Source organism: Paeniglutamicibacter cryotolerans, assembly GCF_014190875.1.
Classification (GTDB): Bacteria; Actinomycetota; Actinomycetes; order Actinomycetales; family Micrococcaceae; genus Paeniglutamicibacter; species Paeniglutamicibacter cryotolerans.
The window spans coordinates 410,012-430,996 of sequence record NZ_JACHVS010000002.1 but is presented as its reverse complement, the minus strand read 5'-3'; the positions used below and the strand labels follow the sequence as shown (position 1 = coordinate 430,996).

The 20,985-nt window shown below is 67.6% G+C and carries 18 protein-coding genes; 10 read left to right on the top strand and 8 right to left on the bottom strand.

Annotated elements, in window-relative coordinates; genetic code table 11:
* Positions 1-19 precede the first annotated feature (19 nt).
* The 4 genes from E9229_RS15100 to E9229_RS15085 all read left to right on the top strand — a co-directional run bounded on the left by E9229_RS15100 (position 20) and on the right by E9229_RS15085 (position 4,456).
* Positions 20-970, top strand: a complete 951-nt coding sequence (locus E9229_RS15100; RefSeq protein WP_312855721.1) for an ABC transporter ATP-binding protein — start codon at positions 20-22, stop codon at positions 968-970.
* Entirely contained in the window at positions 967-1,734 is a 768-nt protein-coding gene (locus E9229_RS15095; RefSeq protein WP_183512460.1) for an ABC transporter permease, read from the top strand. Before E9229_RS15100 ends, E9229_RS15095 begins: the two co-directional genes overlap by 4 nt.
* A gap of 19 nt (positions 1,735-1,753) precedes the next feature.
* Complete coding sequence (locus tag E9229_RS15090; RefSeq protein ID WP_183512459.1) at positions 1,754-2,704, top strand: COX15/CtaA family protein; 951 nt, start codon at positions 1,754-1,756, stop codon at positions 2,702-2,704.
* A gap of 96 nt (positions 2,705-2,800) precedes the next feature.
* Positions 2,801-4,456 carry an HNH endonuclease signature motif containing protein gene (locus E9229_RS15085; RefSeq protein ID WP_183512458.1) on the top strand — a complete coding sequence of 552 codons (1,656 nt, stop codon included), beginning with the start codon at positions 2,801-2,803 and terminating at the stop codon, positions 4,454-4,456.
* Positions 4,457-4,596: 140 nt separating this feature from the next.
* On the opposite strand, the gene E9229_RS15080 is transcribed toward E9229_RS15085, so the two are convergent.
* On the bottom strand, positions 4,597-5,580 hold the full coding sequence (locus tag E9229_RS15080; RefSeq protein ID WP_183512457.1) for a heme o synthase: 984 nt from the start codon (positions 5,578-5,580) through the stop codon (positions 4,597-4,599).
* A 288-nt stretch (positions 5,581-5,868) separates the two neighbouring features.
* On the opposite strand from E9229_RS15080, the gene tkt reads away from it, so the two are divergent.
* The 6 genes from tkt to pgl all read left to right on the top strand — a co-directional run bounded on the left by tkt (position 5,869) and on the right by pgl (position 14,312).
* Positions 5,869-7,983 carry a transketolase gene (gene tkt, locus E9229_RS15075; protein WP_312855720.1) on the top strand — a complete coding sequence of 705 codons (2,115 nt, stop codon included), beginning with the start codon at positions 5,869-5,871 and terminating at the stop codon, positions 7,981-7,983.
* A 134-nt stretch (positions 7,984-8,117) separates the two neighbouring features.
* Complete coding sequence (gene tal, locus E9229_RS15070) at positions 8,118-9,233, top strand: transaldolase (protein ID WP_183512454.1); 1,116 nt, start codon at positions 8,118-8,120, stop codon at positions 9,231-9,233.
* Positions 9,230-10,888 carry a glucose-6-phosphate isomerase gene (locus E9229_RS15065; protein WP_183512453.1) on the top strand — a complete coding sequence of 553 codons (1,659 nt, stop codon included), beginning with the start codon at positions 9,230-9,232 and terminating at the stop codon, positions 10,886-10,888. The genes tal and E9229_RS15065 overlap by 4 nt, the downstream gene beginning before the upstream one ends.
* Positions 10,889-11,027: 139 nt before the next feature.
* Positions 11,028-12,596 (top strand): glucose-6-phosphate dehydrogenase, encoded by a 1,569-nt coding sequence (gene zwf / locus E9229_RS15060; protein ID WP_183512452.1) that lies wholly within the window; start codon positions 11,028-11,030, stop codon positions 12,594-12,596.
* The gene (locus E9229_RS15055) at positions 12,593-13,534 is read left to right on the top strand and encodes a glucose-6-phosphate dehydrogenase assembly protein OpcA (protein ID WP_183512450.1); all 942 of its coding nucleotides are present in this window, start codon (positions 12,593-12,595) and stop codon (positions 13,532-13,534) included. Before zwf ends, E9229_RS15055 begins: the two co-directional genes overlap by 4 nt.
* A complete protein-coding gene (gene pgl / locus E9229_RS15050) occupies positions 13,524-14,312 on the top strand; it encodes a 6-phosphogluconolactonase (RefSeq protein ID WP_183512445.1) in 789 nt (262 codons plus the stop codon). Before E9229_RS15055 ends, pgl begins: the two co-directional genes overlap by 11 nt.
* Positions 14,313-14,558: 246 nt before the next feature.
* On the opposite strand, the gene secG is transcribed toward pgl, so the two are convergent.
* The 7 genes from secG to E9229_RS15015 all read right to left on the bottom strand — a co-directional run bounded on the left by secG (position 14,559) and on the right by E9229_RS15015 (position 20,985).
* The gene (gene secG, locus E9229_RS15045) at positions 14,559-14,810 is read right to left on the bottom strand and encodes a preprotein translocase subunit SecG (RefSeq protein ID WP_183512443.1); all 252 of its coding nucleotides are present in this window, start codon (positions 14,808-14,810) and stop codon (positions 14,559-14,561) included.
* 27 nt (positions 14,811-14,837) lie between these two features.
* Complete coding sequence (tpiA, locus tag E9229_RS15040) at positions 14,838-15,662, bottom strand: triose-phosphate isomerase (RefSeq protein WP_183512442.1); 825 nt, start codon at positions 15,660-15,662, stop codon at positions 14,838-14,840.
* On the bottom strand, positions 15,659-16,894 hold the full coding sequence (locus tag E9229_RS15035) for a phosphoglycerate kinase (protein ID WP_183512441.1): 1,236 nt from the start codon (positions 16,892-16,894) through the stop codon (positions 15,659-15,661). Before E9229_RS15035 ends, tpiA begins: the two co-directional genes overlap by 4 nt.
* Before the next feature lie 25 nt (positions 16,895-16,919).
* Positions 16,920-17,936 (bottom strand): type I glyceraldehyde-3-phosphate dehydrogenase, encoded by a 1,017-nt coding sequence (gene gap / locus E9229_RS15030; protein WP_183512440.1) that lies wholly within the window; start codon positions 17,934-17,936, stop codon positions 16,920-16,922.
* A gap of 313 nt (positions 17,937-18,249) precedes the next feature.
* A complete protein-coding gene (locus E9229_RS15025; RefSeq protein WP_183512439.1) occupies positions 18,250-18,879 on the bottom strand; it encodes a superoxide dismutase in 630 nt (209 codons plus the stop codon).
* Positions 18,880-18,977: 98 nt separating this feature from the next.
* Positions 18,978-19,958 (bottom strand): DNA-binding protein WhiA, encoded by a 981-nt coding sequence (gene whiA, locus E9229_RS15020; protein ID WP_183512437.1) that lies wholly within the window; start codon positions 19,956-19,958, stop codon positions 18,978-18,980.
* A gap of 10 nt (positions 19,959-19,968) precedes the next feature.
* Positions 19,969-20,985 carry a gluconeogenesis factor YvcK family protein gene (locus E9229_RS15015; RefSeq protein ID WP_183513083.1) on the bottom strand — a complete coding sequence of 339 codons (1,017 nt, stop codon included), beginning with the start codon at positions 20,983-20,985 and terminating at the stop codon, positions 19,969-19,971.

The following is a 20,985-nucleotide window of genomic DNA, read 5'->3' as shown; positions in this document are numbered from 1 at the left end:
CCGCCGGTAGAATGGCCGGGTGTCCACTGTGCCTCCGAGCCTCCTCATCGAGGACCTGCTCAAAGACTTCGGCCCCGTCCCCGCCCTGGACGGACGCATGCTGCGCGTACTGAACGGCGTCAGCCTGCGTGCCCATGCGGGTTCCATCACCACGCTGCTCGGCTCCAACGGCGCCGGCAAGTCGACCACGCTGGCCTGCGCCCAGGGCCTGCTCAAGCCCGATGGCGGCACCGTCAGACTGCTCGGTGAGAACCCGCTCAACGCCTCCGCGGTCCTGCGCTCCCGGGTCGGGGTGATGCTCCAGGACGGCGGACTGCCGCCCTCGATCCGCCCAATCCAGCTGTTGCGCCACGTCGCTTCGATGTTCGCCGCCCCGGCCGACATCGATGCACTGATCGAGCGTCTGGGCATCAACGAATTCTCCACCACCAACATCCGGCGGCTCTCCGGTGGCCAGAAGCAGCGCGTGGCACTGGCAGCGGCCCTGGCCGGAAACCCCGAGGTGGTGTTCCTGGACGAGCCAAGCGCGGGGCTTGACCCGCAATCACGCTCCGCGGTCTTCGACCTGATCCTCGAGCTGCGCACCGCCGGGCTGTGCATTGTGCTGACCACGCACCTGATGGAGGACGCGCAGAAGCTCTCCGACTATGTCTACATCATCGACAAGGGAAGAAACGTCGCCGAGGGCTCCGTCGCCGAGCTGACGGCCCGCGCCGCCGAGGGCGCCGAGGTCCGCGCGCTGGAATTCACCGCCTCGGCAGGACTATGCTCCCCCGGATTGCCCGCGCACCTTTCACTGGGCGAACCGAGCCCCGGCAACTACCGCGTGGACGGGGTATCGGGCCCCGAGGACCTGGCGGCGCTCACCGAGTGGTGGCGCGCCGACGGGGTCTTCCCCACCGCCCTGTCCATGCAGCCGCGCTCCCTGGAAGACGTCTTCCTGGAAATCGCCTCCGGAGGCCAGAAATGACCCAGCCGTCCACCCAGCGCCCCGGCAACGCGGCGTCCCAGGCCCAGCGCATCCTGTGCCAGGGCCGCTACGAGACCCGGGCCATGCTCTCCAACGGCGAGCAGCTAGTCATTGCCATCGTGCTGCCGCTGATGGCGCTGTTCGGCCTGACGTTCACCAACCTGCTCGACGGGGTGGAAACCACGGCGATCAACGCGGCAACCCCCGGCGTGCTCACCCTGTGCGTGGTTTCCACCGCGTTCACCGGCCAGGGCATCGCCACCGGGTTCGACCGCCGCTACGGCGTGCTGCGCTTCCTGTCCACCACGCCGCTGGGCCGGGCCGGACTGATCTACGGCAAGGTCATCGCCGTGCTGAGCGTACTTGCCATCCAGGTCGTCGTGATTTGTTCGACGGCGCTTCTGCTGGGCTGGACCCCGGCGCCGGGCGGGCTGCCTTTGGCGGCCGTGCTGCTGGTCCTCGGCGCCGCGGCGTTCACCGCGCTGGGCCTGCTGATCGCCGGCACCGTGCGCCCCGAGGCCACGCTGGCCATCACCAACCTCGCCTGGGTACTGCTCGCCGGCATCGGCGGCGTCCTCTTCCCCGCGGCAAGCTCCCCGGCCTTCATCCGCCCGGTCATCGAACTGCTGCCGTCGGCTGCACTCGGCGACGGCCTGCGCTCCGCGCTGATCGACGGCTCCGCCTCCGGCCCGTCCCTCCTCATCCTCGCTGTCTGGACGGTTCTCGCCGGCCTGGCCGCCACCCGCTACTTCAAGTGGAACTGAAACAACTGGAGCTGAACACATGAGCACCACTACCTCCCGGATCGCCACCTGGGCCGAAAAACTGCCCACCAGCGTGACACCGACAGTGCACCGCCTTGCCATCGCCTCGCTGGCATCGCAGATCGGCATCATCGTCACCGGCGGCGCCGTCCGCCTGACCAAGTCCGGCCTCGGCTGTTCGCAGTGGCCCAATTGCGTGCCCGGGTCGATGACCCCGGTCCCGGCCAGCGGCATCCACGGCCTGATCGAGTTCGGAAACCGCATGCTGACCTTCGTGCTGGTGGTCATCGCCATCGCCATGATCGCTTCGCTGTGGAACATGCGCCGCAAGCACCCGGTCCCGTTCCGGCTCTCCATCGTGCTGCTCGGCGTGATCCCTATCCAGGCGATCATCGGTGGCATCACCGTCTGGACCCGGCTGAACCCATGGGTGGTCTCGCTGCACTTCCTGGCCTCCGCCGCCCTGGTGGCGGCCGCCGCACTGCTGGTCAACCGCACCGGAATGCTGCTGCGCGGGGGCACCACACCCGCTGCCCTGCCGGTCACCCCGACGCAGTCCGCGCTCGGCTGGCTGATCATGGCCACCGCATCTGCATCCGTCATCCTGGGCACTATCGTCACCGGCACCGGCCCGCACGCCGGCGCCAACAGCAACGACGGCCTACCGGCCCCGCGCCATGATTTCGATGCCTACCTCGTCACCCGGGTCCACGTCGTCCCGGTGTACCTGCTGGTCGCCGCCACCGTGTTCGCCCTCGCCTATGCGATAACGAAAGGTGCGCCGAAGGAACTGCGGACCGGACTCTGGCTGCTGGCCGGCGTGGTGCTGCTGCAGGGGGCCATCGGCTACACCCAGCACTTCACCGGGCTTCCCATCGGGCTGGTTCTGGCCCACATGCTCTGCTCCGCGCTTCTCGTCGCGGCGGCATTCAACGTCTGGGACCGCTCCACCGGTAGGTTCCCGGCCTAGCAAACACCGCGAAAGCCGCGCCCGTCGGGCGCGGCTTTTCCACATCCCTGCGCCGTACCCCACCACGGCACCGGAGGTCCGCTCATGCTGGGTTCCATGAACACGGATCCGAATGTCACCACACTGATGCTGGCCCTTTCGGCCACATCAGACCCGCTACGGCAGCTTGCCGCAGCCGATGACTTCCGTGCGTCCCTGTTCCACGGCTTCATCGGGTCCGAAACCACCCCGGTCCGGGCAGCCGCGCTGGTAGCACTCGTCGAGCGAGGCCATCGCATCACCGGACACGGCCAGGTCTTGGCCGCCCACGCCGCACAACGCACGCTGGTCCATGAGCTCGACGACGCCCGCCTCACCTCCATCGATGCGGCACTGGAACCATCCGGCGCCTTCGCCTCCGGCGCAACGGACCTGCCCTCCGAGGACTATTCCCCGCGCGCCGGCAAACCACTCTTCCGCGACGCCACCGAATTCCTACACCGGCGTCTGTGCATCACCCGCACCGAGGCAGGCAACCGGATTGCCTCCGCCGCGCTGCTGCTGCCCGGCACGGACGACTACGGCCTGCCGCGCCCGGCCCGCTTCCCGTTGCTCGGCGGCCTGCTGGGCACCGCCGAGGCCGATCCCGGGAATCTCACCTCAGCTGCCCGGAAACTCGCAGAGCTCCGCCTGAGCAGCGACCGGCTGCCCGATGGCCCCGTCATCGCCACCGACCTCGAACGCGCCGTTGCCGAATCAGTGCGCACTCAGGATTCCCGCGGGACCCGCGCCGTGCTGCAACAATTGGAGGCCGGACTCGAGGCAGCGGCCCTGGATCCGTCCCCCGAGGAGCTGCATGCCCGCCAGGGCATGTTCTTCGTCAGCTCCAGGCGCGGGCTGGACGAATGGAAGGTGCTGTGCACCGCCGACCAATCCGAAGTGCTCCTCACATGCTTCGACACGATCAACAACCCCCGGCTGAAAACCAACCGGGTGCCGGCAACCTGGAGCGGTGGCGCTTCCGCATCCGTCGTTGGCAGCCGGTCCGACGCCGCGGCCCCTGCGCCCCCGTCCTGGTTCGGCATCGAGGCCACGGACCCCCGCGCCGCAACCGGACCCGGTGGCATCGGGGACGGAAGCCAGACAACCGGCGGCTGGGATTCGACGACGGCCCAGCGCCGCCTGGAACTGCTGATCACGGCCTGCCGCGGCGAACTCTCCGGCACCGGAGCCTCCGGGCCCAAACGGCCCCGAACCCAGCTCGTCGTCAGCATCGACTACCGCAGCCTGCTGGGGCAGCTCGAAGCCGCAGGAAGCACCGCCCACGGGGCACAGCTCGCTCCGGCCACGATCCGGCGTCTGGCCTGCGATGCCGAAGTCATCCCCTTGTTGCTGGACACCAACGGACGCGTACTTGACCTGGGTCGCTCCACGCGGAAATTCCCCACCCACCAACGGGTCGCCATCGCCCACAGGGACCGTGGCTGCGTGTTCCCGGGATGCACAGAGCCGCCGGAACACTGCGAGATCCACCATGTGGAGTTCTGGCGCGACGGTGGTGTGACATCGGTGGATAACGGCGCCATGCTCTGCGTTTCGCACCACCACGTGGCCCATCTGGGCGCCTTCGGCATTAAAGTGGTCAACGGCGTGCCATATGTACTGCCGCCGACCTCCCTCGACCCGCTGCGCCGCCCGATCCGGAACACCTATTGGCACCCCGAGCTGATCGGCAACCCGCAGCCCCCGGGCAGCATCCCCGGCGTCGCCTGACACAACAGAGCACTGTTCACCCCCCTGCCGCACCCTCGCGCGGCCGCACCTGCCGGCAGCCCTCCCATTACGACAAAACGGCCCGCTCCATGCCCCCTGACAGCAGGGAACGGAGCGGGCCGTTTCGGACCTGTGGCGGATCAGCCGAAGAGCGGGCCACCGACGAACGGATCCACGGCCAGGGCCAGGAACACGATCGTGAGGTAAGTGATGGAGATGTGGAAGACCTTCATGGCCTTCTTGTTCATGTCCGCCGGCTCATGCTCGTGCTGGGCCTCGCGGTACAAGACATGGCACTCGTAGACGAACCAGGCGCCGCTGGCGCCCGCCAGCACCGTGTAGACGATGCCCGCGTAGCCCATCGGGGCCAGCAGCAGCGAGCAGACCACCGTCGCCCAGGCGTAGAGCACCACCTGTACCGAGACCCGCTTGGCGCTGGCGATGGCGCCGAGCATCGGCACCTTTGCCGCGTTGTAGTCGTCCGCATACTTCATCGACAGCGGCCAGTAGTGCGGTGGGGTCCAGAGGAAGATGATCAGGAACAGGATGATGGCGGGCCATTCGACCTTGTTGGTCACCGCGGCCCAGGCGATCAGTACCGGCATGCAGCCGGCAATGCCGCCCCAGACGATATTCTGCGCTGTACGGCGCTTGAGGATCAGCGTGTAGAGCACGACATAGAACAGGATCGCCGCCAGGCCCAGGGCAGTGGTCAGCGGGTTGGTTCCGAACCAGAGCACCACCAGCGAGGCGATCGCCAGGGTCCAGGAGAAGATCAGCGCCTCGCGCGGAGTCACGTCGCCGGTAACCAGCGGGCGGCCCTTGGTGCGCTTCATGAGCTTGTCCATGTCGCGGTCGATGTAGCAGTTGAAGGAGCCCGACGCGCCGGCCGCCATTGCTCCGCCGACCAAGGTCGCCAACACCAGCAGCAGCGGCGGGAACCCGCGCTGCGCGAAAATCATGGTCGGCAGCGTCGTGACCAGCAGGAGCTCGACCACCCGCGGCTTGGTCAGCGCCAAATAGGCCTTGGCCTTGCGCGAGACGAAGTCGCCAACGGACTCGTCGTGCTGGCGCGACGCACGATTCGCCACGGAGGAATCAACGGGAACGGTCTTCACGGACATGCCACTCAGTTCTTCGGGGTTAAGACAGACAGGCCCATCATACCCTTTTACGGGACGTAGAACTGGGGTGGCGCCGCGCACACCAGAGCGCGTTCCCCGATTGTTGCCTCATGTCCAGTGTTTTGTCGCCATAAACGGGCTTTCTGGTGGCCGTCCGCGCTAGGCTGGAAGGGTGCGCCGCCGCCCTGCCACCCAGCACGTGCTTGGGTCGGGTGAGCGGCGTCTTCCATCCGGCGTGGAAATCTCCGGATGTGCATAGCTGTCCAGACCACAGAGAGGGACCACAACGTGGCGCCAGTATCAGAAGTTCAGGAATTGACGTGGACCGAGTTGGACCGCCGGGCGGTCGACACCGCCCGCGTCCTGGCCGCAGATGCGGTCGAGAAGGTCGGTAGCGGACACCCCGGTACCGCCATGTCCCTGGCACCGGCCGCGTATCTGCTCTTCCAACAGCATATCCGCCACGACCCGGCACATCCCGAGTGGATCGGCCGGGACCGCTTCGTCCTGTCCCCCGGACACACCTCACTGACCCTGTACCTACAGCTCTTCCTGTGCGGCTACGGCCTGGAACTCGATGACCTGAAGGAGCTGCGCACCTGGGGCGCCAAGACCCCGGGCCACCCCGAACACGGCCACACCGCCGGCGTGGAGATCACCACCGGCCCGCTGGGCCAGGGCCTGGCCTCGGCCGTCGGCTTCGCCTACGCCCAACGCCGCATGCGCGGGCTCATGGATCCCGACGCCCCGGCCGGCACCTCGCCGTTCGACCACACCATCTGGGTCATCGCCTCCGACGGGGACCTGCAGGAAGGCGTCACCTCCGAGGCCTCCTCGCTGGCCGGACACCAGCAGCTGGGCAACCTCGTCGTGGTGTACGACGAGAACCACATCTCCATCGAGGACGACACCGACGTGGCGTTCACCGAGGACGTCCTGGGGCGCTACGCCGCCTACGGCTGGCACACGGCCCGCGTGGACTGGACCAAGACCGGTTCCTACGTCGAGGACATGGCCGAACTGAACGACGCGCTGATCGCGGCCAAGGCCGAGACCAACCGCCCCTCGATCATCTCGCTGCGCACCATCATCGGCTTCCCGTCCCCGAAGAAGCAGAACACCGGCGGCATCCACGGCTCCAAGCTCGGCACCGAAGAGGTCGCGGCGCTCAAGGAGGTGCTCGGCTTCGACCCGGCACAGGACTTCGTGATCCAGGACGAGGTGCTGGCCCATGCCCGGCAGGTCGCCGCCCGCGGCGCCGCCACTCACGCCGCTTGGCAGACCGGCTTCGACGCCTGGACCGCTGCCCACCCGGATAACGCCGCACTGTTGGAGCGCATCGAGGCCGGCACCCTGCCGGCGCGCTGGGAGGAGAACCTGCCGGTCTTCGCACCGGGCAAGGACCTGGCCACCCGTGCGGCTTCCGGCAAGGTCATCAACGCCATCGCCGGCGTACTGCCCGAGCTCTGGGGCGGATCCGCGGACCTGGCCGGCTCGAACAACACCACGATCGAGGGCGCACCGTCCTTCATTCCTTCCTCCGCCCAGACCACCACCTGGTCCGGGAACCCGTACGGTCGGGTGCTGCACTTCGGCATCCGCGAGCACGCGGCGGCCTCAATCGTCAACGGCATCGTACTCGCCTCCAAGACCCGCGCCTACTCCGGCACGTTCCTGATCTTCTCCGACTACCAGCGCCCGGCCATCCGCCTCTCCGCGCTGATGGGCGTGCCCTCGATCTACATCTGGACGCACGACTCGATCGGCCTGGGCGAGGACGGCCCGACGCACCAGCCGGTGGAACAGCTCGCCTCGCTGCGCGCCATCCCGAACTTCGACGTGGTCCGCCCGGCGGACGCGAACGAGGTTGCCTGGAGCTGGAAGACCATCTTGGAGAACACCTCCACCCCGGCCGGACTCGTGCTCTCGCGGCAGAACCTGCCGGTCTACGACCGGCAGGAGCTCGGCTTCGGCGATGCCTCGGGTGTGGCCCGCGGCGCGTACGTCCTGGCCGACGCCGTCATCGACGGGGCCCTCGTCGCCCCGCAGGTGCTGCTGCTGGCCACCGGCTCCGAGGTCCAGCTGGCGATCGGCGCCCGCGCGGCGCTGGCGGCCGAGAGCATCGGCGCCCGCGTGGTGTCCATCCCGTGCCTCGAGTGGTTCAACGCCCAGGATGCCGCCTACCGCGAATCGGTGCTGCCGGCCGCGGTCAAGGCACGCGTTTCGGTGGAAGCCGGCGTGGCCCAGGGCTGGCGCGAACTGGTCGGCGACGCCGGCCGGATCATCTCGCTGGACCACTTCGGCGCCTCGGCGGACTACCAGCGCCTGTACACCGAGTTCGGGATCACCACGGAAGCTGTCACCGCGGCCGCCCGCACCTCGCTCGCCGCCACAGGCAGCTAGCCGGGGTACCTGCCCGGTATCCGGCGGCGGTCCGCCGCCGGATACCGGGCAGCAGCCCGCCCATGGTTTCAGCACACCGATTTCAGCACCCCCCTCACTCCAGCACCCTGACGTACCACGGAAGGACTCACCTCATGAGCAACCCCAACACCCAGGCACTTTCCACTGCCGGTGTTTCCATCTGGCTCGATGACCTCTCGCGCGAACGCCTGACCTCCGGGTCACTGGCGGCGCTCATCGCGGAAAAGAATGTCGTCGGGGTGACGACCAACCCCTCGATCTTCGCCGCCGCCCTGCAGGATGGTGCCTCCTACGCCGAACAGGTCGCCGAGCTGGCAGCCGCCGGAGCCGACGCCGAAGCGGCGATCTTCGAGATCACCACCACCGACGTCGCCAACGCGTGCGACCTCTTCGCACCGGTGCACGCCGCCTCCGACGGTATCGACGGCCGCGTGTCCATCGAGGTCGACCCGCGCCTGGCCCGCGACACCGCAGGCACCATCGCCGAGGCGGCGAAGCTGCACGCCAAGGTGGACCGAGCCAACGTCCTGATCAAGATCCCCGCCACCGTGGAGGGCCTGGAAGCGATCTCGGCCACCCTGGCCGCCGGCATCGGCGTAAACGTCACCCTGATCTTCTCCCTGGCCCGCTACCGCGCCGTCATCAATGCCTGGCTCACCGGCATGGAGGGGGCCCTGGCCAACGGACACGACTTGTCCACCATCTCCTCGGTCGCCTCGTTCTTCGTCTCGCGCGTGGACAGCGAAATCGATGGCAGGCTCAACGCCCTGGGCTCCGATGCGGCGCTGGGACTGCGCGGCAAGGCCGGACTGGCCAACGCCCGCCTGGCCTACCAGATCTTCGAGGAAACCACCGGATCGGAGCGCTTCAAGCTGCTGGCGGCCGCCGGCGCGCAGGTCCAACGCCCACTGTGGGCCTCCACCGGGGTGAAGGACCCGGCCTACCCGGACACCCTGTATGTGACCGGCTTGGTCGCCGCGCACGTGGTGAACACCATGCCGGAGAAGACCCTGGATGCCCTGGCGGACCACGGGCAGGTCACCGGGGACACCGTCAGCGGCAGTTACGCCGAATCCAATGCGGTGCTCGATGACCTGGCCGGGTTGGGCATCGATTACCACCAGGTAGTGGAGCAGTTGGAGGTCGAGGGCCTGGCGAAGTTCGATGCGTCCTGGATCGAAGTCATCGACGACGTGAAGGCAGCCCTGGCCGAAAGCACCTCCAAGTGAGCTCGCTCGGTTTCATCGCCACCGGCGCGGCACAGCTGGCCGTTGAAACGCATGTCGGCGCCCTGGCGGCCGCCCGCGTGGCATCCCGAATCGCCGCCAAGGACCTCACGCTGTGGGGTCCGGACGCCGAGGCAGAGGCCTCCGTCCGGCTGGACTGGGTCGACCTGGCGGAAACCTCCCGCGCGCTGCTCGCGCCGATCGCAGCACTGCGTGCCGAACTGCGTGCCGAGGGCATCAACCGGATTGTGCTCGCCGGCATGGGCGGCTCTTCCCTTGCCCCCGAGGTCATCACCGCCACCTACGACGTCGAACTCGTCGTCCTGGATTCCACCGACCCGGACATGGTGGCCAACGCGCTGACCGACCGGCTGGCCACCAGCGTGCTGGTCGTTGCCTCCAAGTCCGGTTCGACCGTGGAAACCGATTCGCAGCGCCGGGTCTTCGAGCAGGCCTTCGGCGATGCCGGGGTCGACGCGAAGCAACGCATCATCGTGATCACCGACCCGGACTCCCCCCTGGACCTTGCCTCGCAAGCCGCCGGATACCGTGCGATTTTCCATGCGAATCCGAAGGTCGGCGGGCGCTATTCCGCGCTGACCGCGTTCGGTCTGGTTCCCTCGGGCCTGGCGGGCGTGGACATCGAGTCCCTGCTTGAGGAGGCCGAGGAGGCTGCCGAATTCCTCGCCGACGACGACACGGACAACATCGGACTGGCCCTGGGCGCCGCCTTGGCCGGCACCGTGCCGCTGCGCGACAAGATCGTGTTCAGCGACGAGGGCTCCGGCATCGTCGGGTTCGCCGACTGGGCTGAACAGCTCATCGCCGAATCCACCGGCAAGTCCGGCACCGGCCTGTTGCCCGTCGTGGTGGAAAACAACGACCCGGAACTCGCGGCCTGCTCCGGGCAGAACGACTGGGACGCCTCGGACATGCTGCTGGTGCGCCTGGTCGCCGACACGGCCGACCTGGACGACGAGCAGGTCTTCGAAAACCGCGATCAGGTCATCGTTTCCGGTTCCCTGGGCAGCCAGATGCTGCTCTGGGAATATGCCACCGTCGTCGCCAGCCGGCTGCTGGGCATCAACCCGTTCGACCAGCCCGACGTGGAGTCGGCCAAGACCGCCACCCGCGGCCTGCTCGATGCCACACCCGCGGCGGTTCCTGCCATGCTGACCGATGGCGCCGTCGAAATCCGGGCCACCGACGGCCTGCTCGATGGCGTCGGAGACCTGGAGGGTGCCCTGGCTGCACTGCTGGAAACGCTGGAACCGCGCGGCTACCTCAGCGTGCAGGCGTATCTGGACCGGATGGCCGAAAGCCCGCTGGGCTCGGTCCGGGCGCTGCTGGCAGAAGCGGCACGGCGCCCCGCGACCTTCGGCTGGGGACCACGCTTCTTGCACTCCACCGGCCAGTTCCACAAGGGCGGGCCGAAGGTCGGCGCGTTCCTGCAGATCACGGCGGAGTCAGCGCTTGACCTCTCGATCCCCGGGATTCCATTCACCTTCGGTGAGCTGATTTCGGCCCAGGCCACCGGCGACGCACAGGTGCTGGCAGACCTCGGCCGCCCCGTGCTGCGCCTGCACCTCACTGACCGCGATGCCGGAATGGCACAATTGGCCGTGGTGGCCGCCCGCCTGACGAGCAACCGGAAATAGCAAGCAGGCGCTCGAGGCCGGCCCCGGAACGCGCCGTTGCACGTTCCGGGGCCGGCCGGCCCACCTGCGTCGCCCCGATACCACCCCAGCAGCAAAGATCTCCACCCAAACCGGCACCGAAGGAACCCTGAAGGCTTTCATGGTCGACACCAACCATTTCCCCCAGCGCGGCAAAACCACGCCCCGCAATCCCCTGCGAGACCGCCGCGACCGCAGGCTGAACCGCATCGCCGGGCCATCGGCCCTGGTGTTCTTCGGCATCACCGGCGACCTGGCCCGCAAGAAGCTCATGCCGGCCGTCTACGACCTGGCCAACCGCGGCCTGCTTCCACCGAACTTCGCCGTGGTCGGGTTCGGCCGCCGCGGCTGGTCCAATGAGGACTTCGCCGCCGAGGCACGCGGCTGGGTCGAGGCAAATGCCCGCACGCCGTTCAACGAGACGGTCTGGGAACAGCTGGCCAGCGGCTTCCGCTTCATCACCGGCGGGTTCGACGACGACGACGCCTTCATCCAGCTCCGCGACACCCTCGCCGAGCTGGAAACCACCCGCGGCACCCGCGGGAACCATGCGTTCTACCTCTCCATCCCGCCGAACTCGTTCGAGCAGGTCTGCGAGCAGCTCTCCAAGCACGGGCTGGCCCGCGACGAGCGCGAGGAGGCCGGCTGGGCCCGCGTCGTCATCGAAAAGCCCTTCGGCCACGACCTGACCAGCGCGCGTGAGCTGAACGCCATCGTCGAATCGGTCTTCCCGCCCGACGCCGTCTTCCGCATCGACCACTATCTGGGCAAGGAGACGGTGCAGAACCTGCTGGCGCTGCGCTTCGCCAACCAGCTCTTCGAACCGCTGTGGAACTCCAACCACGTCGACCACGTGCAAATCACCATGGCCGAGGACATCGGCATCGGTGGCCGGGCCGGCTACTACGACGGCGTGGGAGCCGCCCGCGACGTCATCCAGAACCACTTGCTGCAGCTGCTCGCGCTCACCGCCATGGAGGAGCCGATCAGCTTCGACGCCGAGCACCTGCGCGCCGAGAAGGAGAAGGTCCTGGCGGCGGTGAAGCTCCCGGCGGACCTGTCCCGGCACTCGGCCCGCGGCCAGTACGCCTCGGGGTGGCAGGGCGGTGAGCAGGTCACCGGCTTCCTCGACGAGGAGGGGTTCAACCCCGCTTCCAAGACCGAGACCTACGCGGCGATCCGCGTCGACATCAACACCCGGCGCTGGGCCGGTGTCCCGTTCTACCTGCGCGCCGGCAAGCGCCTGGGCCGCCGCGTCACCGAGATCGCCGTGGTGTTCAAGCGCGCGCCCAACCTGCTCTTCCGCGACCACGAGGACGACGAATTCGGCCAGAACGCCATCGTGATCCGGGTGCAGCCCGACGAGGGCGCGACCATCCGCTTCGGGTCCAAGGTCCCCGGCACGCAGATGGAGGTGCGCGACGTGACCATGGACTTCGGCTACGGCCACGCGTTCACCGAGTCGAGCCCCGAGGCATACGAGCGGTTGATCCTCGACGTGCTGCTGGGCGAGCCGCCGCTCTTCCCGCGACACGAGGAGGTCGAGCTCTCATGGAAGATCCTCGATCCCTTCGAGGAGTACTGGGCCTCGCTGCCCGAACAGCCCGAACCCTATGCCCCGGGCAGCTGGGGCCCTGCCTCGGCGGACGAACTGCTCGAGCGCGACGGAAGGACGTGGCGTCGGCCATGATCGTTGACCTGAAGGACACCACCACCTCCAAGATCTCCAAGGAGCTGCTGCGCATCCGCCAATCCGGCGGCGTCGTAGCGCTCTCGCGGGTGCTCACACTGGTGGTCATCACCCGCGCCGGCTTCGAGGAAGACGCCATCGCGGCGGCCAACCTGGCCAGCCGCGAGCACCCCTGCCGGATCCTGGTCGTCGTCGAGGGTCGGCGCACCGGGCCCACGAAGCTGAACGCGCAGATCCGCGTCGGCGGCGACGCCGGGGCCTCCGAGGTCATCGTGATGCATCTCTCCGGACCCGGGAACGTGGCCGACGAATCGATGATCGCCGCCCTGCTGCTGCCCGACGCGCCGATCGTCGCCTGGTGGCCGCACGGGGTGCCCAAGAGCCCCTCGACGACGCCGCTGGGCCGGATCGCGCACCGCCGGATCACCGATTCGGCCGCCGAGGCGGACCCGCGCAAGGCGCTGTTCCGCATCGCGGCACACCACGCACCTGGCGATACCGACCTGGCCTGGACCCGGCTGACGCTGTGGCGCGGGCAGCTGGCATCGGTCTTCGACCAGCTGGACCCCGCGGAGGTCACCGCGGTCACCGTCACCGGTGCCCCGGACTCCCCCAGCACGGTGCTTCTGGCGGCCTGGCTGACCCTGTGCCTGGACCAGCCGGTCACTATCGCCTCGGCCCCCGACGGGAGCGGGCTGCGCTCGGTGCGCTTCACGCGCGCCGATGGCGACGTGGAGCTCTCGCGCCCGCCCGGAGAGGTGGCCGAGCTCTACCAGCCCGGGCAGGCGGTGCAGCGGATCTCGCTGCCGCAGCGCGCCGTCGCCGACTGCCTCGCCGAGGAGATGCGCCGGCTGGATCCGGACGAGGTCTTCGGCGAGGTCATGCGCGAGGGCCTCAAGCACACCAACCTAAGGAGCATCCGCCCCAGTGAACGCTAATCGACGGGTGCTGGTGCACCGCGACGCAGCCACCGTGGCGGCGGCCGCCGCTGCCCGGATCATCACCACGCTGCAGGATGCGCAGGCAGAACGCGGGGAAGGCACCCTGGTGCTCACGGGCGGCACCTTGGGCATCGGCACGCTGGCCGCCCTGGCCGCGGCACCTGCACTGGGCGCCGTGGACTGGTCGCGGGTCAATATCTGGTGGGGCGACGAGCGCTTCGTGCAGGACGGCAGCACCGACCGCAACGCTGTGCAGGCCGAGGTGCTGCTCACGGCGCTCGACACCATGGGCCTGGACCGCGGCCGGGTGCATCCCATGGGCAGCTCAGACGCCTTCGCGACCCCGGAACTCGCAGCGGCCGACTACGTCGCACAGCTGGCAGCCGAGGCCGCTACCTCCGGCAGCACTGTTTCCGTGCCCACGGCGGCCGGCCCCGCCGCGCTCCCGGTGATCGACGTGCTACTGCTGGGCATGGGCCCGGATTCGCACATCGCCTCGCTATTCCCGGACCATGCCGGCGCGAGCGTGCACGACGCCGCGGTGATTGGGGTGCGCGATTCGCCCAAACCGCCGCCGCTGCGCGTCTCACTGACGTTCCCCACCATCAATACGGCCCGGCAGGTCTGGTTGCTGGTATCCGGCCCGGAAAAGGCCCCCGCCGTCGGTGTGGCGCTGGGTTCCGGGGCCGCACCGGAACGCGTCCCCGCGGCCGGTGCCCGGGGCACCCGTGCCACGCTGTGGCTGGTGGCACGGGATGCCGCGGCACTGATCTAAGGTTCGCGGCGACGTGCACCGCAGCCTGTCCGATTTTCCCACCAAGGGGAATCGGGCTGGCCTTTGTCTTTGTGCCCCCTGCCCCGCGGGTTCGCCCGGCAGGAAACCGGACCGAGGCGCATCCGGTCCCGGCTAACTGCCCGGGATAGGTTTCCGCCAGGAGGGTCTCATGCGAAGAGGGACGGCACCGGGTGCCGTCCCTCTTCCACTTCTATCTGCGGGTCGCTTGACCCGGACGTCCGGAGGCTAGGCCTCGGCTCCGAAACGCATGACCAGACCCAGTCCGATGATCACCGCGGCCCAGACCAGGCCCAAAATGATGGTGATCCGGTTCAGGTTGCGCTCGGCAACGCCCGAGGAGCCCAAACTGGAGGACATGCCGCCGCCGAACATGTCGGACATGCCACCGCCGCGACCCTTGTGCAAAAGGATGAGAAGCGTCAGCAACAAGCTGGTCAGCCCCAGGAGGATCTGCAAAACGATCTTGATGGTTTCCACAACGGCCCTTCAATCAGCTGGCGTGCCTTACGCCGGAGTATCCGTCACCAGATGGTGCTCGAACCTTACAATATTAGCAAATTCGGCAACGTCCAAGCTCGCGCCACCGACCAACACGCCGTCGACGTCGCGTTCCCGCAGGATTTGCGCGGCATTTGACGCTTTAACGGAACCGCCATAAAGCAGCCGGGTCCTCGCAGCGGTGGCAGTATCGTAGAGTTCGGAGAGCTCGTTGCGGATCGCCGCACACATTTCCTGCGCGTCGGCGGGCCCGGCAACCTCGCCCGTGCCGATGGCCCAGACCGGTTCGTACGCGATGACCAGCGAAGCCGCCTGCTCGGCCGTGACACCGGCCAGCGAACCACGCAGCTGCTCCAGCGTGTGCTCGACGTGGCTGCCCGCCTGGCGAATCTCCAGCGCCTCGCCCACGCACAACACCGGCACCAGGCAGTGGCGCAGCGCAGCTGCGACCTTGGTGGCCAGCAGCGCGTCGCTCTCGCCGTGGATGGCGCGGCGTTCACTGTGGCCGACCAGCACGTAGCGGCAGCCGAGCCGGGAAAGGAACTGTCCCGAGATGTCGCCGGTGTAGGCGCCCGAGTCGTGCGGGGACAGGTCCTGTGCCCCGTAGACGACGGGCAAGTCGTCTCCGGCCACCAGCGTCTGCACGCCGCGCAGGTCGGTGAACGGCGGGAAGACCGCAACTTCGACCCGGTCGAAGTCGTGGTTGGCGTCGGCCAGCGTCCACGCGAGCTTCTGCAGCAGCGTGATGCCCTGGACGTGGTCCATGTTCATCTTCCAGTTGCCCGCGATCAGCGGCGTCCGGTCGAACTTGCCGTTGGTGGAGGTGGTCACTTGGCTACTCCTTCAAGTGCTGTGAGGCCGGGCAGTTCCTTGCCCTCGAGGTATTCGAGGCTGGCACCGCCGCCGGTGGAGATATGGCCGAAATCGTCGTCATGGAAGCCCAGCGTGCGGACGGCCGCGGCCGAATCGCCGCCGCCGACCACCGAGAATGCCTCGGATTCAGCCAGCGCGCCAGCCACGGCACGGGTGCCGCCGGAGAACGCCTCCATTTCAAAGACACCCATCGGGCCATTCCAGAACACCGTGTTGGCGCTGCGGATGTAGCTGGCAAAATTGTCACCGGAGACCGGGCCGATGTCCAGGCCGAGCCCGGTCGCGCCGAAGCTCCCGCCCTCGAGGTTCTCGGCGGCCAGCACCTCGTGCGCGGCATCCGCACCGAAGCGCTCGGCGACGACGAAGTCGGTGGGCAGCACGATGTCGCAGCCCTCTTCCTTGGCACGGGTAAGGTACCCGCGGCAGGTTTCCAGCTGGTCTTCCTCGAGCAGGCTCGCACCGACCCCGTGGCCCTGGGCCTTGAGGAAGGTGAAGGCCATGCCGCCGCCAATCAGCAGGTGGTCGGCGCGGCCGAGCAGGTTCTCGATCACGGCGAGCTTGTCCGAGACCTTGGAACCACCCAGCACCACCACATAGGGGCGCTTGGGCGCGTCGGTGAGCGTCTTGAGCACGCGCACCTCAGTGGCTACCAGGTCGCCCTGGTAGGCCGGCAGCAGGGCCGCGATGTCATAGACCGAGGCATGGCGGCGGTGAACCGCACCGAAGGCATCGTTCACGTAGGCGCCGTTGTCCCCGGTCAGGGACTTCAGCTCGGCGGCCAGTTCGGCGCGCTCGGTGGCGGCCTTGGAGGTTTCGCGGGCGTCAAAGCGCACGTTCTCCAGGATGAGCACCTCGCCGTCGCCCAGAGCGGCCGCCAACGCGTGGGCCGATTCGCCCACCACGTCCCCTGCAACCACCACGGGCAGCCCGCTGAGGGTGCGCAGCACGTCCGCGGCGGGGCGGATCGAGTACTTGGCCTCGGGGGCGCCGTTGGGACGGCCGAGATGGGCCATTACGATGACGCGGGCACCGGCCTCGACCAGCTTCTGCACCACCGGAAGGGAGGCACGCACGCGTCCATCGTCGGTGACGACAGTGCCGTCCAGCGGCACGTTCAGGTCGCTGCGGACCAGAACGTGCCGCCCGCGGACACCGTCGGCGATCAAATCGTCAAGAGTCTGGGAAGTCATAGTCTCTAGGCTATCGGATGCGCCGTTATGAACCGAGTTGCGAACCGACGTATTCGGTCAGGTCAACGAGCCGAGAGGAGTAGCCCCACTCGTTGTCATACCAGGCGACGACCTTGGCCGTGGTACCGATGACGGTGGTGAGCCCGGCGTCGAAGATCGCCGAGTGCGGGTCGGTGACGATGTCGGTGGACACCAGCGGATCCTCGGAGTACTTCAGGTACGGTGCCAGCGGCCCCTCCGCGGCGGCCTTGGCGAAGGCTGCGTTGATTTCCTCGACGCTGGCTTCTCGGGCCAGATTCACGGTGAGGTCGGTGGCGGAACCCGTGGGAACCGGCACGCGCATCGCGTAGCCGTTGAGTTTGCCCTTGAGCTCGGGCAGCACCAGTCCGATGGCCTTCGCGGCTCCGGTGGAGGTGGGGATCATGTTCAGCGCGGCCGCGCGGGCACGGCGCGGATCTTTTTTGTGCGGGGAATCCTGCAGATGCTGGTCCGCGGTGTAGGCGTGGATGGTGGTCATCAGCCCGTCGACGATGCCGAACTGGTCGTTCAGGACCTTGGCAACCGGGCCGAGGCAATTGGTAGTGCAGGAGGCATTGGAAATAATGTGGTGCTTGGCGGCATCGTACTTCTCGTGGTTCACGCCCATCACGATGGTGATGTCCTCCTTGGAGGCAGGGGCTGAGATGATGACCTTCTTGGCGCCGGCCTGGAGGTGCTTCTCAGCCTCGGCTGCCTTCGTGAACAGGCCGGTGGATTCGATGACGATGTCGACTTTCAGCTCGCCCCAGCCCAGCATGGCCGGGTCCTTCTGTGAGAGCACCTTGATGCGCTGGTCGCCCACGACGATGTACGCGCCGTCGACGCTCACCTCCGACTCCAGGCGTCCGAGCACCGAATCGTACTTGACCAGCATGGCGAGGTCATTGATGGAGCCGAGGTCATTGACGGCGACGATCTGGATGTCTGCCTTGTGTGCCAGGGCTGCGCGTAGGTAGTTGCGTCCGATGCGTCCGAAGCCGTTGATGCCAACACGGGTAGTCACTTGAATTTTCTCCTTGACGGGGATTTGTTACCACCCGAAGGGAGCCCCGCGGTGAGGCAGGTGCTGAACGGAGTGGCGAGGAAAATTGGACACTCCGTTGTGTCGTCGGCATTAAGCCGACGGGGTTAAGCGGTCTCCCATCACGGAAAAACCCGGACCGGATCTGCGAAACACCTTGTTGTCATACTACTTCATTCACCGCCCAAACGTGAGAAAACTTACCCTGACGGCCGCCTGCGGGCAGATGGCAAAGGGGCGCGACCCCGGATCCGCCATGGATCCGGGGTCGCGCCCCTTTGTCGTCGGGCTGGTGTTACCTACCCGGAACAACCAACGACCGCGCACCGGCACGCGCCGCCTCGAAACGAGCCGACACATCAGCCCAATTCACGATGTTCCAAAAAGCCTTCACGTAATCGGCCTTCACATTCACATAGTCCAAATAGAACGCATGCTCCCACATGTCCAACATCAACAACGGGGTACTCGCCACCGGCACATTGCCCTGCTGGTCATACAGCTGCTCAATGACCAACTGGCCACCCAACCCCTCAAACGCCAACAACGCCCACCCCGAACCCTGCAGGCTCATCGCCGCGGCCGTGAAATGCGCACGGAACGCATCAAACGAACCAAACGCATCATCAATCGCCGCAGCCAACTCACCCACCGGCTTATCCCCACCCTCAGGCGACAAATTCGACCAGAAAATCGAGTGGTTAGTATGACCACCCAGATGGAACGCCAAATCCTTGGACAACTTCGGAACATTCCCGAACTCACCCTTGGCCCGCGCCTCAGCCAACTGCTCCAGAGCAGCATTCGCCCCGGCCACATACGCCGCATGGTGCTTGGAATGGTGCAGCTCCATGATCCGCGCCGAAATATTCGGTTCCAGGGCCGCGTAATCGTACTGCAGCTCCGGAAGGGTATAAACAGCCATCGTTATCCTCTTTCGTCATGCGCCGTTGGGGGCGCTTCTACTGGTGTACTACAGATCCGCGCCAACAGCACGGAAGCCTGTTCGATGCCGGACGTGGATCAGTTATCCAGCATATCCGCGGTAACGCTCGCCTCGGTGCCTGGGATGCCAAGTTCACCAGCGCGTTTATCGGCCATGGCGAGCAAACGACGGATCCGGCCGGCAATCGCATCCTTGGTCATGGCCGGGTCGGCGATGCGACCGAGCTCGTCCAGCGAGGCCTGCTTGTGGGCCACGCGCAACGCCCCGGCGTATTTCAGGTGCTCGGGAACATCGTCGCCGAGGATTTCCAGGGCACGCTCCACCCGGGCTCCGGCGGCAACGGCCGCCTGGGCCGAGCGGCGCAGGTTGGCGTCGTCGAAGTTGGCCAGGCGGTTCGCCGTGGCCCGGACTTCCTTGCGCATCCGCCGCTCCTCCCAGACCATGAGCGCGTCGTGGGCGCCCATGCGGGTGAGCAGTACGGCAATCGAATCGCCATCGCGGATCACCACCCGGTCCACACCACGCACGTCGCGTGCCTTGGCGACCAGGCCCAGGCGGCGCGCCGCGCCGACCAGCGCGAGCGCCGACTCCGGTCCGGGACAGGTGATTTCCAGCGCCGAGGAGCGCCCGGGCTCGGTGAGCGAACCGTGGGCGAGGAAGGCCCCGCGCCAGACGGCTTCGGCATCTGCCGTGGAGCCGTTGACGATGACCGAGGGCAACCCCCGGACCGGGCGGCCGCGCCCGTCCAGCAGGCCCGTCTGCCGGGCCAGGGCCTCGCCCTCGCGCACGACGCGGACCACGTAGCGGTTGCCGCGGCGCAGTCCCCCGCCGGAGACGACAATGATTTCGGCCGTGTGTCCGTAGACCTCGGCGATGGCGGCCCGCAGGCGCCGGGCGGTGGAGGCCAGGTCAACCTCGGCCTCGATGACGATGCGCCCGGAGATGATGTGCAGGCCTCCAGCGAAGCGAAGCATCGTCGAGACTTCGGCCTTGCGCTCCGAGGATTTCCGGATTTCGAGCCGGGACAGCTCATCCTTGACGGAAGCCGTCAGTGCCATGGAATGTTTCCTAACTGCTGGGCTCGTCTGAATCGTACGTCGTGAAGACGTCGTGATAGGCAGCGGCGAGGCGCAACGGATCATGCACTGCGCGGCCGGTACCAACCCCTACTCTACCGAAAAAGCACCGGGCGCCGAGCCGGGCGGCTGCCGCCTCGAAACGCCGGAGGTCTCCGACGGTGTCCGGATCGGCCAGAATCGCATCGAGGCGCAGGTCCGGGGCGTAGCGTGCGATCACCTCGAGGTGAGCTGCCGCATCGAGCCCCGCCGTCTCGTTCGTCTCGGTGGCCAAGTTCATGGTCAGCAGGCGGCGGGCAGGGGTGGTTTCCAGGGCGTGGCGCATTTCGGGCAGCAGCAGGTGCGGCAGCACCGAGGTGTACCAGGAGCCCGGTCCCAGCACTACCCAATCGGCCAGCTCGATGGCCTCCAGGGCCTCGGCGCACGCCGGCGCGTTTCTCGGCTCCAAGGAGACATTTGCCACCAGGGCGCTGGAACCGGCACTAGCCAGGGACGCCTGGCCGCGGATCCTGCGCCTGACCAGTTCACCGTTGGCCCCCTCCTCCAGCACGTCCCCCGAGATGGTCAGCGGAACGGTGGACATCGGCAGTACCTGGCCGCGGGCCCCCAGCAGCGCCCCGGCCCAACGCAGCCCGGCCACGGGATCCTGGAGCAGTTCCCAGAGCGCGACGATCAGTAGGTTGCCCACGGCGTGTTGGTCAAGCGAACCGGCCGACTCGGGCTTCGAGGAGAACCGATGCTGCATGACATCGCGCCAGGTCCTCCCCCAGTCGGTGTCGTCGCACAGGGCGGCCAAGGCCATCCGCAGGTCACCCGGCGGCAGCACGTCGAGCTCATCGCGCAGCTTGCCGGAGGAACCGCCGTCATCAGCGACGGTCACGACAGCCGTGATCTCGGAGGTGAGCCGGCGCAGGGCCGAGAGCGAGGCCGAGAGGCCGTGTCCGCCGCCCAGCGCGACCACGCGGACGGGTGCATCGTCCCGGCCGGAGAGCGGAGGAAGGATCGGCAT

Excerpts from the sequence above, each read along its gene's own strand:
- E9229_RS15095 (WP_183512460.1), top strand. The coding sequence starts at position 967 with ATGACCCAGCCGTCCACCCAGCGCCCCGGCAACGCGGCGTCCCAGGCC.
- E9229_RS15090 (WP_183512459.1), top strand. The coding sequence starts at position 1,754 with ATGAGCACCACTACCTCCCGGATCGCCACCTGGGCCGAAAAACTGCCC.
- E9229_RS15085 (WP_183512458.1), top strand. The coding sequence starts at position 2,801 with ATGAACACGGATCCGAATGTCACCACACTGATGCTGGCCCTTTCGGCC.
- E9229_RS15080 (WP_183512457.1), bottom strand. The coding sequence starts at position 5,580 with ATGTCCGTGAAGACCGTTCCCGTTGATTCCTCCGTGGCGAATCGTGCG.
- tal (WP_183512454.1), top strand. The coding sequence starts at position 8,118 with ATGAGCAACCCCAACACCCAGGCACTTTCCACTGCCGGTGTTTCCATC.
- zwf (WP_183512452.1), top strand. The coding sequence starts at position 11,028 with ATGGTCGACACCAACCATTTCCCCCAGCGCGGCAAAACCACGCCCCGC.
- E9229_RS15055 (WP_183512450.1), top strand. The coding sequence starts at position 12,593 with ATGATCGTTGACCTGAAGGACACCACCACCTCCAAGATCTCCAAGGAG.
- E9229_RS15035 (WP_183512441.1), bottom strand. The coding sequence starts at position 16,894 with ATGACTTCCCAGACTCTTGACGATTTGATCGCCGACGGTGTCCGCGGG.
- E9229_RS15025 (WP_183512439.1), bottom strand. The coding sequence starts at position 18,879 with ATGGCTGTTTATACCCTTCCGGAGCTGCAGTACGATTACGCGGCCCTG.
- whiA (WP_183512437.1), bottom strand. The coding sequence starts at position 19,958 with ATGGCACTGACGGCTTCCGTCAAGGATGAGCTGTCCCGGCTCGAAATC.
- E9229_RS15015 (WP_183513083.1), bottom strand. The coding sequence starts at position 20,985 with ATGCCGATCCTTCCTCCGCTCTCCGGCCGGGACGATGCACCCGTCCGC.